This window comes from Cupriavidus sp. HE11 (assembly GCF_056097175.1).
This window is the reverse complement of sequence record NZ_CP184465.1, coordinates 885,488-900,440: the sequence shown is the minus strand read 5'-3', so window position 1 is coordinate 900,440 and position 14,953 is coordinate 885,488. Positions and strand designations below refer to the sequence as shown.

General features: G+C 64.9%; 9 protein-coding genes. 1 reads left to right on the top strand and 8 read right to left on the bottom strand.

Features of this window, described 5'->3' with window-relative positions:
• Position 1: 1 nt before the first annotated feature.
• The 8 genes from ccmB to ACOABP_RS21380 all read right to left on the bottom strand — a co-directional run bounded on the left by ccmB (position 2) and on the right by ACOABP_RS21380 (position 6,300).
• Positions 2-670 carry a heme exporter protein CcmB gene (gene ccmB / locus ACOABP_RS21415; RefSeq protein WP_474230125.1) on the bottom strand — a complete coding sequence of 223 codons (669 nt, stop codon included), beginning with the start codon at positions 668-670 and terminating at the stop codon, positions 2-4.
• Positions 667-1,314 carry a cytochrome c biogenesis heme-transporting ATPase CcmA gene (gene ccmA / locus ACOABP_RS21410; RefSeq protein ID WP_474230124.1) on the bottom strand — a complete coding sequence of 216 codons (648 nt, stop codon included), beginning with the start codon at positions 1,312-1,314 and terminating at the stop codon, positions 667-669. The genes ccmB and ccmA overlap by 4 nt, the downstream gene beginning before the upstream one ends.
• 4 nt (positions 1,315-1,318) lie before the next feature.
• The gene (locus ACOABP_RS21405; RefSeq protein WP_066736523.1) at positions 1,319-1,906 is read right to left on the bottom strand and encodes a NapC/NirT family cytochrome c; all 588 of its coding nucleotides are present in this window, start codon (positions 1,904-1,906) and stop codon (positions 1,319-1,321) included.
• A gap of 33 nt (positions 1,907-1,939) precedes the next feature.
• Positions 1,940-2,488 (bottom strand): nitrate reductase cytochrome c-type subunit, encoded by a 549-nt coding sequence (locus ACOABP_RS21400; RefSeq protein WP_474230122.1) that lies wholly within the window; start codon positions 2,486-2,488, stop codon positions 1,940-1,942.
• A gap of 22 nt (positions 2,489-2,510) precedes the next feature.
• The gene (napA, locus tag ACOABP_RS21395) at positions 2,511-5,006 is read right to left on the bottom strand and encodes a periplasmic nitrate reductase subunit alpha (protein ID WP_474230121.1); all 2,496 of its coding nucleotides are present in this window, start codon (positions 5,004-5,006) and stop codon (positions 2,511-2,513) included.
• Positions 4,987-5,313, bottom strand: a complete 327-nt coding sequence (locus ACOABP_RS21390) for a chaperone NapD (protein WP_474230119.1) — start codon at positions 5,311-5,313, stop codon at positions 4,987-4,989. Before ACOABP_RS21390 ends, napA begins: the two co-directional genes overlap by 20 nt.
• A 96-nt stretch (positions 5,314-5,409) precedes the next feature.
• Positions 5,410-5,574, bottom strand: coding sequence for a periplasmic nitrate reductase, NapE protein (gene napE, locus ACOABP_RS21385; protein ID WP_066736517.1), 165 nt, complete (start codon positions 5,572-5,574; stop codon positions 5,410-5,412).
• A 357-nt stretch (positions 5,575-5,931) separates the two neighbouring features.
• Complete coding sequence (locus tag ACOABP_RS21380) at positions 5,932-6,300, bottom strand: hypothetical protein (protein ID WP_474230117.1); 369 nt, start codon at positions 6,298-6,300, stop codon at positions 5,932-5,934.
• Here ACOABP_RS21380 and ACOABP_RS21375 point away from each other — a divergent pair.
• Positions 6,299-14,947, top strand: a complete 8,649-nt coding sequence (locus tag ACOABP_RS21375; protein ID WP_474230115.1) for a hemagglutinin repeat-containing protein — start codon at positions 6,299-6,301, stop codon at positions 14,945-14,947. The two genes, ACOABP_RS21380 and ACOABP_RS21375, sit on opposite strands and share 2 nt — an antisense overlap.
• Positions 14,948-14,953: the final 6 nt, after the last annotated feature.

The following is a 14,953-nucleotide window of genomic DNA, read 5'->3' as shown; positions in this document are numbered from 1 at the left end:
GTCACTCCATCGCAATCCGCAGGCCGGCTGCGGCCGCCAGCGGGCAGACCAGCAGCGAGAGCGCCAGGCAGGCGCCCAGCAGCGAGAAATGCGGCGTCACGTCGAGCCCGGCATCGGCGGCCGCGCCCGCACTGGCGCCGAATACCAGCACGGGGATGGACAGTGGCAGCACCAGGATGCACAGCAGCACGGCGCCGCCGCGTACGCCCAGCGTCAACGCGGCGCCCACCGCGCCAATCAGGCTCAGTGCCGGCGTGCCGACCAGCAGCGACGCCGACAGCAGCAGCGTGGCACCGGCAGGCAGGCTGTATTGCTGGGCCAGCAGCGGGGTCAGGACCAGCAGCGGCAACCCGCTGGTCAGCCAGTGCGCGCAGATCTTGCCCAGCACCAGCAGCGCCAGCGGATGTGGCGACAGCAGCAGCTGGTCCAGGCTGCCATCGGCGTACTCCTGCGCAAACAGGCGCGACAGCGACAGCATCGAGGCCAGCAGCGCAGCCACCCAGAGAATGCCCGGCGCCAGCGCGCGCAACTGCTGCGGGTCGGGGCCGATGGCAAGCGGAAACAGGCTCGACACGATGACGAAGAACACCACGCTTGCCAGCAGGCTGCTGCGCCGCCGCCACGCGATGGACAGGTCGTGCGCCACCACGGCGCGCAGCGCGCCGATCATGCAGCACGCGCGCCACTGGCGCCCAGTTCCAGCACGCTGCCGCCCGAACCGGTCATCGGCAGCAACTGGTGCGTGGCGATGACCGCCATGCCGCCCTGCGCGAGATGGCCGTCCAGTAACGCCAGGAAGCGCGCGGCGGCGGCATCGTCCACGGACGTCAGTGGTTCATCGAGCAGCCACAGCTCGCGCGGCGCCAATGCCAGGCGTGCCAGGGACACGCGCCGGCGCTGGCCTTGCGAGAGGGTACGAACGGCCTTGCTGGCCACGGCGTCCAGGCCCAGCCGCCCCAGCGCCTGGCGCAGCGCGTCGGCACCGGGCCGGAGCCCGGCCATGCGCGCGGCAAAGGACAGGTTCTCGGCGGCACTGAGATCGGCGTCGATGCCGTTGGTGTGGCCCACATAGGCCAGGTTAGCCAGGTAATCGGGGTCACCGGGGCGTACGGTGCGGCCGCGCCACGCCAGACGCCCGGTGGCTGGCTGCAGCAGGCTGCTGAGCACGCGCAGCAGGCTGGTCTTGCCGGCGCCATTGGGGCCGATGACCTGCAGCAGGCCGCCCGGGGACAGCGCCACATCCACATCGCGGAAGATGGCCCGGCCCATGCGCCGGACGGTCAGGTTGCCGGCCTCCAGCACCGTAGCGGCCATGACGTCACTGTTCCCCGGCCTTGGCAACGTCGGGCAGCCGGTGCGCGATGCCCTTGTGGCAATCGATGCAGGTCTTTTCCTTGTCGGCCAGGTACGTGGAGTGCATGGCCTGGGCGCGCGGGCTCTGGCGGGTGAAGTCCATCGACTGGTAGTCGTGGCAGTTGCGGCATTCGAGCGAATCGTTGGCCTTGAAGCGCGCCCATTCGTGCTGGGCCAGTTCCAGCCGATGGGCCTGGAATTTCTCGCGCGTGTCCACCGTGCCGAAAATCTTGGCCCAGACCTCCTTGGACGCCTGCATCTTGCGCGCCATCTTGCTGGTCCAGTTATGCGGCACGTGGCAGTCCGAGCATTTGGCGCGCACGCCGCTGCGGTTGGTGAAGTGGATGGTGCCCTGCAGCTCCTGGTAGACGTTGTCGCGCATCTCGTGGCAGCCGGTGCAGAACTGCTCGGTATTGGTCAGCTCCAGCGCCGTGTTGAACGCGCCCCAGAACAGCACGCCGGCGATAAAGCCGCCTACTGTCAGGAAGCCCAGGCTGAAATACGCGCTGGGCCGGTTGATCGTGCGCCAGTAGCGCTTGATGAGATCCCAGATTCTGCCCGTCATCGCATGCCCCGGTCGGTCCGGCTATTTGGTGCTGCTGGTGTCGGCCTTCGCGCTGCCAGCCTTGGCCTTGGTGCCTGTGGTGCCTTTCTCGCCGCCGCCGCGCTTGAGCATCGTCTCGACATCGACGAACGTGTTGTTCACCAGCGGCTTGGCATCGGCCTGCGGCACATGGCATTGCGTGCAGAAGTAGCGTCGGGGCGAGACTTCGGCCAGCACGTTGTTGTCGCGGTCCATGTAGTGCGTGATGCTGACCGGAATCGCGCCGGTTTCCTCGGTCCGGGTGCGCGCGTGGCAGAACATGCAGCGGTTGAAGTCGCGGTCCAGCTGGTAGCCGTCGATCTTGTGGGGGATCGTCGGCGGCTGCATGGTGTAGTTGCGCGTGCGGCGGATGTCCTTGTTTTCGGTGGGGTACAGCAGCGGCGCCTTGGTTTCGTCGGCGACGGGCGTGGGGCCGCGCATGGCGTCGACCAGGCCCTGCGCGCCGGCTGGCGGCACCAGCAGCGTGAACACCGCAATCAGCACCCAGGCACCGAACGCGAGCAGGGCTGTCCAGGATCGGCTCGGCTTCATGGCGTCTCCTTCATGGCGTCTGTCATACCTTCACGATCTTGACCGCGCACTTCTTGAAGTCGGTCTGCAGCGAGATCGGGCAGGTGGCATCGAGCGTGACCTTGTTGATGAGCTGGCTGGCATCGAACCAGGGCACGAAAACCAGGCCGCGCGGCGGGGTATCGCGGCCGCGTGTTTCGATACGGGTGCGCATGCGCCCGCGCCGTGACACCACCTCTACCTCCACGCCGCGCCGCAGGCCCATGGCCCTGGCGTCTTCGGGATGCATGAAGCAGACCGCGTTCGGGAATGCGCGATACAGCTCCGGCACGCGGCGCGTCATCGAGCCGGAGTGCCAGTGTTCGAGCACGCGTCCGGTTGCCAGCCAGAACGGGTATTCCTTGTCGGGCGACTCGGCCGGTGGCTCGTATGGCAGGGCGAAGATCACCGCCTTGCCGTCCGGGTTGCCATAGAACTGGAAGCCCGTGCCGGCCTTCACATACGGGTCGCTGCCCTCGCGGTAGCGCCAGCGCGTTTCCTTGCCGTTGACCACGGGCCAGCGCAGGCCGCGTGCCTCGTGGTAGGCATCGAACGGCGCCAGGTCGTGGCCGTGGCCCCGGCCAAAGCCCGCGTACTCCTCGAACAGGCCCTTCTGCACATAGAACCCGAAGGCCTTGGCCTCGGCGTTGTGGTACTCGCTGCTGACTTCCTTGATCGGGAACTTGTCGACGTTGCCGTTGCGGTAGAGCACGTCGAACAGCGTCTTGCCGCGCACATCGGGCTGTTTGGCGATCAGGTCTGCCGGCCAGACATCTTCCACCTTGAAGCGCTTGGAGAATTCCATCAGCTGCCACAGGTCGGAGCGCGCGTCGCCCGGCGCGTCCACCAGCTGGTGCCAGAACTGGGTGCGGCGCTCGGCATTGCCGTAGGCGCCTTCCTTTTCCACCCACATGGCGCTGGGCAGGATCAGGTCGGCCGACAGCGCGGTGACGGTGGGGTAGACGTCGGAGACGACGATGAAGTTGTCGGGGTTGCGATAGCCGGGCAGGCCCTCCTGCATCATGTTGGCGGCGGCCTGCATGTTGTTGTTGACCTGCACCCAGTACGCGTTGAGCTTGCCGTCCTTGAGCATGCGGTTCTGCAGCACGGCGTGATAGCCCACCTTGTCCGGGATTGTGCCTGCTGGCAGCTTCCAGATGCGCTCGGCTTCCTCGCGGTGCTTGGGATTGGTCACTACCATGTCGGCCGGCAGCCGGTGCGAGAACGTGCCCACTTCGCGCGCGGTGCCGCAGGCGGAGGGCTGGCCCGTCAGCGAGAACGGGCTGTTGCCCGGCGTGGCGATCTTGCCGGTCAGCAGATGGACGTTGTAGACCATGTTGTTGACCCACGTGCCGCGCGTGTGCTGGTTGAAGCCCATGGTCCACAGCGACATGACCTTGACGTTCGGATCGGCATACAGTTCGGCCAGCTGCTGGAGCTTGTCCTTGGGCACGCCGGACAGCTTGCTCACGTAATTGGCGTCGTACTTGGAGACAAACTTCGCGAACTCGTCGAACGTGATCGGCTTGGCGTCGGTGGGGTTGCCTGCGTTCTTGGCGGCCTTCTGCAGCGGGTTGTCCGGCCGCAGGCCATAGCCGATGTCGGTCACGCCTTCCTTGAAGACCGTGTGCTTGTTGACGAAATCCTTGTTCACCCGGTTGGTCTGGATGATGTGATTGGCGATGTAGTTCAGCATCGCCAGGTCGGTCTGCGGCGTGAAGATGATCGGCAGGTCGGCCAGGTCGAAGGACCGGTGCGTGAACGTGGACAGCACCGCCACGCGGGTCTTGGGATGGCTCAGGCGGCGGTCGGTGATGCGGGTCCACAGGATCGGGTGCATCTCGGCCATGTTCGAGCCCCAGAGCACGAAGGCGTCGGCGTTCTCGAAATCGTCATAGCAGCCCATCGGCTCGTCCATGCCGAAGGTGCGCATGAAGCCCGTGACGGCCGACGCCATGCAGTGGCGCGCGTTCGGGTCGATGTTGTTCGACCGGAAGCCTGCCTTCATCAGCTTGGACGCGGCGTAGCCTTCCCAGATCGTCCATTGCCCGGAGCCAAACATGCCCACGGCCGTAGGGCCCTTTTCCTTGAGCACGCGCTTGAACTGCTGTTCCATCTCGTCGAACGCGCGATCCCAGCTGACCGGCGCGAAATCGCCGTTCTTGTCGTACTTGCCATTCTTCATGCGCAGCAGCGGCTTGGTAAGCCGGTCCTGGCCGTACATGATCTTCGACAGGAAGTAACCCTTGACGCAGTTCAGCCCCTTGTTGACCTCGCATTGGGGGTCGCCCTGCGTGGCCACCACCTTGTTGTCGCGCACGGCCACCGTGACCCCGCAGCCGGTGCCGCAGAACCGGCATGGCGCCTTCGACCACTTCAATTTGGTGACTTCGCTGTCCGTGACAAAGTTGGCGGCTTCGCCAGGCAATGTGACGCCGGCTACCGATGCGGTGGCCGCGATGGCGGTCTGCTTGATGAAATCACGTCGCGTGACTGGCATCGGAGAGCTCCTCGTACATGGCTGCGGCGTCTTCGTTGTGCTGGTAGACGAGCGTGGCGGAGATCACTCCCTCCAGCTGGTGCAGGCAGGTGAGCTGGGCCACGATGGCCTGCGAGGTAGGGGCTTCCACGGTGACCACGAGCTTGCCCGTGTCACTGGCGGCATGGATCTCGGCGCCCGTCATCGCGTCGATGGCATGACGCACGCGCTCCAGGCTGGCGGGATGGGCAAACACCATGATGCCGGCGATATGCCATTCGTCATCCGAGGCAACCGGATGAATGGGGATAGAAGGTCTTCCAGGCATGCGTATTCCCCTGACAAGACTGCTTTTGCAGGTTTTCCTTCTTTTGGCAATTGGCCCTTGGGCCAATCCGCGTTTTTTCTACCGGCGCACTGCCGGTCAATGCTTGGGCGGTCCGCTGATCAGCTGGCTCATCCAGACAATGAAGCCATAGCCCGCCACGATGATGACGGACAGCACCGGCACCATCACGGCAGTCAGAAAAAGAAAGCTGCGCGTTTCTTCCTTCTTGCGCTGCGGATCGTCAACGCTGCCTGAATCCATATTCCCCTCGGCTTATGAACTGGCCTGCCGGACGTGAATCCGGTTATGCGTAACTTATTAAAGGAACGACGACGCGAGGTGTCAAGACATGCACCCGCATGACAGAAGTAGACGGGGTCGGCACTGATCTGCAAGCGACCGCTGCGACCGCCGGCACGCCAAAGCCATCCAGCGCGCAGCATGGCATCACGTCGTGATGTGAAATTCTTCGAAAAGGTACTGAATAAATTCGAAGCTGCGGCGTGTCGCAATTGGCGGCTTTCCTCTCCCCATGGTCCTTTCTGCCTCTGCCAAAACTAGTACATCTGTCGCCAAACCATTGCACTCCGTTGCGCCGATACGCCACTGAAATCAGAGTTAAAAAAGTATCAGATCAGCCACTTGTACGTACGAAATCTGGCGATTTTTCGAAACTGTCTTTTCGCTTTCTTTTGCCGGCCGGCACGCTTGGCTGCGCTGTTGCACCAGTAACAAGCGTGTGATCAAAAATGAACGAACGTTCATAAATAGAGGGGCTTTCAGCACTTCCTGGCCTCCAGTAACCTGCGCGCCGTTTCGATTTACTTGTCCGGTTACAAGCGGCAAAGCGTGCGACAGGCAGATTCTCGGGTCCGAATGATCCGGTGTTGCCGGGGCAAAGACGCAAGAAGCCGTGTGCGTACCGGAGTCACGGGTCACGATGAATCGGCTTTGTTTTCGCATTGTTTTCAACCGCACACGTTCCATGCTGATGGCCGTGGCGGAGACGGCTTCGGGTCATGCGGGCGGCAAGCCCGCCGGTCAGGGCGGCAGCACGCGCCGTGCGCCGCCCGACGTGGCATGGCTCGGCGTGCCGGCGATCAAGCTGGCCGTCTGGGCGTGCATGGGCCTGCCGATGCTGGCTGGCGCGCAGATCGTGGCCGACCCGAATTCCGGCGCCAACCGGCCCACCGTGATCGGCGCGCCGAACGGCCTGCCGCAGGTCAACATCACGCGGCCGTCCGGCGCCGGGGTGTCCACCAACCACTACACCCAGTTCGACGTCAACAAGGCCGGCGCCATCCTGAACAACTCGCCCGGCATCACCAACACCCAGCAGGCGGGCTACATCAACGGCAACCCGAACCTGCTGCCTGGCGGATCGGCGCGGCTCATCGTCAACCAGGTCAACAGCATGTCGCCCAGTCAGCTGCGCGGCTACCTGGAGGTGGCGGGGCCGCGTGCGGAGGTGATCGTTGCCAACCCGAACGGCATCCTGGTGGATGGCGCCGGCTTCATCAACACCAGCCGCGCCACGCTGACCACGGGGTTGCCGGTCTACGGCGGCAGCGGCAGCCTGGACGCGTTCCGCGTGACCGGGGGCCAGATCCAGATCGAGGGCGCGGGGCTGAACGCGGCTGGCGTCGACCAGGTGGATCTGATTGCCCGCGCGGTACAGGCCAACGCCGCCGTCTACGCGAACAAGCTCAACGTGGTGGCCGGGGCCAACCAGGTCGACTACAACTCGCTCAACGCCACGGCCATTGCGGGCACCGGGCCGGCACCATCGGCCGGTATCGACGTCAGCCTGCTTGGCGGCATGTACGCCAACAAGATCCTGCTGGCATCGACCGAGCAGGGCGTGGGTGTGTCGCTGCGCGGCGTGATGGCCGCCCAGGCGGGCGACATGACGCTGAACGCCGCCGGCAAGCTTGTGCTGGCAGGCAGCACGAGCGCCGCCGGCAACATCAAGGTGACGGCCCGCGATGGGTTCGATAACAGTGGCTCGACCTACGCCATGGGTGCGATCGGCATCCAGACCGATGCCACGCTGAGCAACAGCGGCACATTGGCGGCGCAGCAGTCGCTTGGCCTGGCCGCGCAGAGCGTGGCGTCGACCGGCACGCTGGCGGCGGGCTTGAATCCGGACGGTGTTCCCGTCGGCGGCGCAGACCTGACGGTGAACGCCAGCGGGGCGGTGTCGGCTACCGGCCGGAATCTGGCCAGCGGCAATGCGGTGATCCATGGCGAAAGCGTCAGCCTGGCGGGCAGCCAGACCGCGACGAACGGCAACCTGAGTGTCTCGGCAAGTGCAGGCGGCCTGGACCTGACGGGCGCAACCACCACGGCGGGCGCGGCGCTGGTCGTCAATGTCCGGGGGGCGCTCAACAACGACCGGGGCCAGATGTCCAGCGGGGCGGCCACCACGTTGACGGCGGGCAGCGTGTCCAACCAGGGCGGACAGATCGAAGGTGCCGAGCTTGCCATCCGCACGTCGGGCGATCTGCTCAATCAGGGCGGCAGCCTGAAACAGCTGGGCCAGGGCGATAGCACGATCACCGCAGGCGGCAAGCTGGACAACACTGGCGGCGCGGTAGCCGCCAATGGACAGAACCTGACCATCGATGCAGCAAGCCTGATCAACGATGGCGGCCGGATGTCCCATGCGGGCACCGGCACGCTGTCGGTCACGAGCCAGGGTCGAACTGGCAACGCGGGCGGTGTCATCCAGACCAACGGTGACCTCCAGGCGCAGGCCACAACGCTGGACAACAGCCGTGGCACGATGTCCGCACAGGGCAAGGTCACGGCCATCGCGAGCGGCAATCTGTCGAACCGGCAAGGCAGCGTCTACGGGAATACGGGCCTGATGCTTGCCAGTGGCGCCACGATAGACAATGCTGCGGGCTCCGCGCAGACGGCCGGCGATCTGGCGGTGTCGGCCACCGGCGCCGTGCTGAACCAGGATGGCACGCTTGCCGCGAATGGCGAGCACGGCACCGCAACGGTGTCCGCAGCGAGCATCGACAACACGCGGGGCGTGCTGGTCAATGCGGGCGACGGCGCGACGACGGTCACGGCAGCCGATGCGCTGACCAATACGGCCGGCAAGGTGGGCGGCAATGGCGATGTCACCGTGGCCGCGCAGTCGCTTGCCAACGATACGAATGGCATGTCGGGCGGCCAGGTGGTGGCCGGTGGCGCGCTCGACCTGAAGGTCAGGTCCCAGCTCGATAATCGCGGCGGCATGTTGTACGGCGGCCGGAGCCTGACCCTCGACCAGGCCGGCGCGACGCTCAACAATGCCGCCGGCCAGGTGCTGGGTGGCGTGGACGTCAAGCTTGGCGTTGCATCCCTCTCCAATCTGGCCGGTGCGGTCAAGGCCAACCAGGACGTTGCCGTGTCGGGCGCCATGTCCGGTAGCGGGACGATGGTTGCGGGGCGCGATCTGACGCTGAATGCGGTGGGGGACTACACCAACGACGCGTCCAACCAGATCAAGGCGAACGGGAACATGCAGGTGACGGCCACCGGCACGCTCACCAATACGGGAACGCTCGCAACGGCCGGCGCGCTGACGGTCTCCGGTGCCAACGTGGTGAACGGGGGTGGGGCGGACATCAATTCGTCCAATACCACGGTCAAGGCGGGTAACCAGGTATCGAACGCCGGACGCATCGAGGGCGACACGGTGCAGGTCAACGGCCCGTCGGTAGTCAACACGGGGACCGTGATCGGCAACAACGTGCAGGTGCAAGGGGCCGATATCGTCAATAACGGGCCATCGGCCCTGATGGCGGCCGTCCAGAATCTGAACCTGTACGCTGGCAACTCGGTGCAGAACCTGGATGGCGCCACGCTCTACAGCGCGGGCAACCTGCAGATCGCCCGCGATGGCGCGCGGGACCCCGACACCGGCCTGCTCGCCAACCAGACCAACGCGCTGATCAATCGTTCGGCCACCATCGAGGCGGAAGGCGACATCGACATCGCGGCCAGCCAGGTCAGCAACACGCGCACGAGCATTGTGACGACGGCCGGTACGCCGGTGCAGACGGCTGTCAAGACGCTCACGCTGTGGCAAGGTGGACTTCCCGGGACCGAACTGAACTATCACGGCAGCATCACCTTCCCTGGGTGGAACTGGGCGACTGGCAGCGCGCCGATCAGCACGCCGCAAACCAACGCCCTGCGGGCGCCGGTCACCGTGACGGTGGACAAAGCAACGGTCACGAACTTGGACGCCAGCAAGCAAACGCTGTCGTTCACGCAGTCTCCGGTGGAGGTGTACGGCTCGATATTCCAGGGTCCAAACTGCGACATCGATACGTCGATCTGCACGCGCCCGATTGCAACCCGGCCAACACAGTACTACCAGTCCATCACGGACAACGGGTCCACCTATAGCATCACCTTCTGGCCGGATTGGGATCCGAACATCCATATCCGGCCCGATGAGGTACGCCAGGCCAACTTCGGCACTGACTTCAATGAAATCTCGCGCACGACCGTCACCTATACGGCGACCGACCAACTCGTGAGTGCGTCCGACGCGGCCAGGATCCAGGCGAGCGGCAACATCCGCATCAACAGCAACGGCGGAAATATCCTGAACCAGTCCTCGACCATGGCTGCGGGGGGCAACCTCGTGCGGGTGGCGGCCAATGGCACGATCCAGGATGTGGGCACGGTGCTGCAGCAGACCGTGACCACCGAGGACACTTCCACCTTCTACTGGCACCAGCGGACCGGCAACAGCCAGAGAACGGAGGTCGTGGCCTATCCGGGCGCGCCGCAGGCCCCGACCACGGTGGCCGCCCTGCCGGCCGTTGCCACCGCCAACCAGGCGGTGCAGACCACGGCGCAGAACGTGACGGTCGCCTCGGTGAATACCGTCGGTGCGGCCGTGACGGGCAGCAGCGTTTCAGGTGGCGGTGCAAGCGGCACGCAGCTGGCCCGCGCAGCGGGCAATGCCGGCATCCCCAACCTGAAGCTGCCAACCAACGGCCTGTATCGCTTCCGCACTGCACCGGGCGACACCTACCTCGTCGCCACAGATCCGCGCTTCACGCAGTACACGAATTTCATCTCCAGCGATTACATGCTCAAGGCGCTGGATCTTGACCCACAGAAGACGCAAAAGCGCCTGGGCGATGGCTTCTACGAAGAAAAGCTCGTTCGCGACCAGATCACGCAACTGACGGGCAAGACGTTCCTGACCGGCTACACCGACCAGCTGGAGGAATACAAGGCGCTGATGAACAACGGCGTCGCCTATGCCAAGACCTTCGACCTGACCCCCGGCGTGGGCCTGACCGACGACCAGATGCGCCAGCTCACCACCGACATGGTGTGGATGGTGTCGCAGGACGTGACGCTGCCCGATGGCACCACGCAATCGGTGCTGGTGCCGAAGGTCTATCTGGCGCAGGGCAATGGCGTGGACCTGAACGCCACGGGCGCGCTGGTCGCCGGCAATACCGTGGCGATCCATGCTGCCGGCTCCGTCGAGAACAGCGGCTCGATCGTTGGCGATATCGCCACGCAGGTGGTGGGCGGCAATATCGTCAACCGGGGCAGCATCGGTGGCGCCGGCACGACCGTCGTGCAGGCCACGCAGGACGTACGCAACCTGGGCGGCCGCATCGGCGGGCAGGACGTATTGGTGGCGGCGGGCCGCGATATCGTGAACGAATCGCAGACCATCACGAATACCACCACCCTCGCGAACGGCAACAGCGCCAGCGCCACCGGCATTGGCGCGGCGGCATCGATCGCTGGGACGAACAACGTAGCCTTGCTGGCCGGGCGCGACATCAACATGGCAGGGGCCACCGTCAATGCCGGCAGCAACGCCCTGCTGGCCGCAGGCCGTGACCTGAACATCGGCACCACAACGCTGGGCACCACGCAGGATGCCACGGCACACGGCGGCCAGGACTATCTGCGGGACCGGACGATCATCAACCAGGGCAGCACCGTGCAAGCCGGCGGCAGCGTGACGGCCGTCGCCGGGCGAGACGCTACGCTCACGGCTTCGACGATAGACGCGGGCGCCGATGCCGCACTGGTTGCGGGCCGCAACACCACGGTGACGGCGGCAATGGACTCGCGCACGCAAGAGGCAGGCGCATTCAGCAACAAGGCGTCGCAGTTCACGCAGTCTTCGTATGATGAGGGCGCGCGGGGCGCCACGGTCCAGGCTGGCAACCATGTCACGCTGGGCGCGGGGCAGGCGGCGGCCGTGGGCCAGATCCTGCAGGCCAACGGCATCGCCCCGGCCGCGCTCGACGGCAACGCCACCGGCAACGTGGCCGTGCTCGGCTCTGCCGTCAGCACGGGCAGCGCGACGACCGACGGTGGCACGGTCAAGCTGGTGGCGACCGGCGACGTCACCGTTGGGGCGGTCACCGAGCAGCACAACGCCCGGAGCTGGTCGCACTCGGAAAGCTCGGGCTTCCTGTCCAAGACCGAAACGACGACGACCTCCAGTTCACGGGAAACCGTGGCGGTGGGCTCGGTGGTGTCGGGCGACACCGTCGTCGGCAGTGCTGGCCGCGACATGACGATCAGCGGCTCGACCGTGGCAGCCACGCAGGACGTGTCACTGGAGGCCGGCCGCAACCTGATCATCACCACGGCCGAGAACACCAGCGAGAGTCAAAGCTATTCGCACACGAAATCCACGGGCTTCGGCGCCACGGGCGGCGGCATCTCGTACGGCATGCGCGACCAGAAGGACACCATCAACGACAGTTCGGTCACGCAGACCGGCAGCCTGGTGGGCAGCACGGACGGCAATGTCAGCCTGAAGGCCGGCAGCACGCTGCACGTGACCGGCAGCCAGGTAATCGCAGCCAAGGACCTGACGGGCATCGGCGCCGATGTGATCATCGACGCCGCAAAAGGCAGCGAGCATCACGACGAAACCCACGAGATCAAGCAGACCGGCTTCACGCTGGGCGTGAGCGGCGGTGCCATTGGCTCGGCGATCAACGCGGGCCAGAAGATCAGTTCGGCAAGCAAGAGCCAGGACGGGCGCGCGTCGGCGCTCTGGGGCATCGCGGCGGGTCGCGATGCGTACGACGCGGCGATGGGCGCGGGCGACGCCATGAAGAGCCTGGCCGATGGCAAGGGGCCGGCAGGCACGGCGGTGACGCTGTCCTTCGGCACCAGCAAGAGCAAGAGCACCTTCACGCAGGACAGCACCACGCACACCGGATCGAATGTGCAGGCCGGCGGGACGGCAACGTTCGTCGCCACGGGCGTGGATGCCGACGGCAACAAGACGGCCGGCAACCTGGACATCATCGGCTCCGATATCTCCGCGACCAAGGTAGGGCTGGGCGCCAAGGGTGACGTCAATATCGTCTCGGCCACCGATACCTACGAGAACCACAGCACGAACAAGTCCAGCAGCGGCAGTATCGGTGTGTCGTATGGCGCGCAAGGCTTCGGCGTGTCGGTGTCGGGCTCCACCAGCAAGGGCAACGGCGACACCACCGGCACCGCGCAGGTCAACAGCCACGTGACGGGCAGCGAATCGGTGTCGATCGTGTCCGGCAACGACACGAACATCCTGGGTGGGGTGGTCAGCGGCGGCAAGGTGTCGGCGGACGTAGGCGGCAACCTGAACCTGGCCAGCCGCCAGGACACCGAAGAAAGCCACGCGCGCCAGCAGAGCGTGGGCGGCGGCCTGAGCTGGAGCCAGGGCGGCGGCGTAAGCGGATCGTTCTCGGCGACGAAGGGCAAGGGCGACGGCAGCTACGCCAACGTAGCCGAGCAATCGGGCATTCTGGCGGGCGACGGCGGCTTCGACATCAAGGTCAAGGGCAACACGGACCTGAAGGGCGCCTTCATCGCCAGCGCGGCCCCCGAGGACAAGAACAAGCTGAGCACGGGCACGCTGAGCTGGAGCGATATCGAGAACAAGTCGGACTACAGCGCGACATCCATAGGCGTGAGCGGCGGCTTCACGTTCGGCCCGAAGGTCGAGGACAAGAATTCCGGCCAGACGTCAGGCAAGAACACCGGCGGCATGAGCCCGATGATCCCGCAGCACGAAAGCGGCAGCCAGCGCGGCGTGGCGCAGTCTGGCATCGCAGGCGGCACGATCACGATCACCGACCAGGCCAACCAGGCGCAGGACGTGGCGACGCTGAACCGTGACACGTCGAACACCAACACGACGGTGGGCAAGGGCCCGGACCTCAGCAACGTGCTGGGCAAGCAGGCCGACATGATGGCGGCGGCGCAGGCGGCTGGGGAGGCGGTGGCGAAGACGGTAGGGGATATTGCGGGGAGTAGGGAGAAGGCTGCGAAAGATGCCTTGAAGGTTGCCAACGACGCTTACGGCAAAGACCCGAGCGATGCCAACCGCGCGGCGGTTGCCGAGGCGCAGGCCGATGTCGAAGGCTGGAAGGAAGGCGGCGAGTATCGCGCGGCCTTGCATGCGGCTGGTGGGGCGATGATCGCTGGACTGGGCGGCGGCAATGCGATTGCGGGCGCGGTGGGGGCGGGAATGTCGTCTCTTGCCGCGGACAAGCTTGCATCCCTGGGCAAATCGGTCGCCGACGGGGTCGATAGTGGCAACAAGAATCTGGACGAGGCTATCGGCAATCTGGCAGCGAATCTTGTGGCTGGAGGTATGGGTGCTGCGGTGGGTGGTGGATCAGGGGCGGCGACTGCGGCGAATGTAGATCGGTTTAATCGGCAGTTGCATCCGGATGAGCGGAAGTGGGCGAAGGATAATGCAGAAAAGTTCTCACAATTTTACGAGAGAACAACAGGGCACGCGCTAACAACGGATCAAGCTGAGCAGATGCTGTTGGCAAGCGGGTACAGGCTGGTTGATGGCGCAGCGAGCAAGGGGCCGGGAGGCGATAAATACGCGACCGCATATATTAGTCAGCACGCGGGCGGCATATTTACTGCAACGACTGCGGAGTACAACGATCCGTTCCGCTACGGTAATGTCGACGGCACGTTGACACCAGAGCAGAAGGCACTCCCGGGCGCGCACGCCAATCCTGCCGCAGGAATCGCCGTGGTGGGCGCTCTTGCCCTGGGCGCAGGGGGAGCTTCTATTATCGCCACGCTGAACGTTGCGTCGCGCGCGTGCATTGCCAATCCTGTCCTATGTGGGAATCAACTCGGAATTGCCCTTGGCGAGGCGGCGGCGGGTGGTGCGATGCCTGCCGGAACTGGGGCGGCAGTAGCGGTAGCTGGGAAATTGGCGCGAGAAGCCGAAACATCGAAGGTCTTTCGTGTCCAGGGCGGAACGCCGCCGTCAGCGAGTCGTACATTGATATCGATAGACGAGAACGGAAACCCGCTGATTAACAGGTCAACACTGAACGTCAGTATTGGTGATCCTGGGCACGCTGAGTATTTCCTCAGTAAGCGTCCTGGGGCCAACATAACGTCGTTCGAAATACCGAAATGGATGGATGATTTTATTCAAGAGCAGGCGATACCTCAGGTTGGATATCGCATGAATCCCAAAAATCAAGGAGGCCTTGCGCCAAAGTTGGTCGATCCCGCTACACCCGGAAGATCATATGAGCTACCATCGTTATGGAGCGAGTGGTTGCAGGAAAATGCTATTCCGAGATCTGGAAGGGTAAAGAGATAGGGGGTA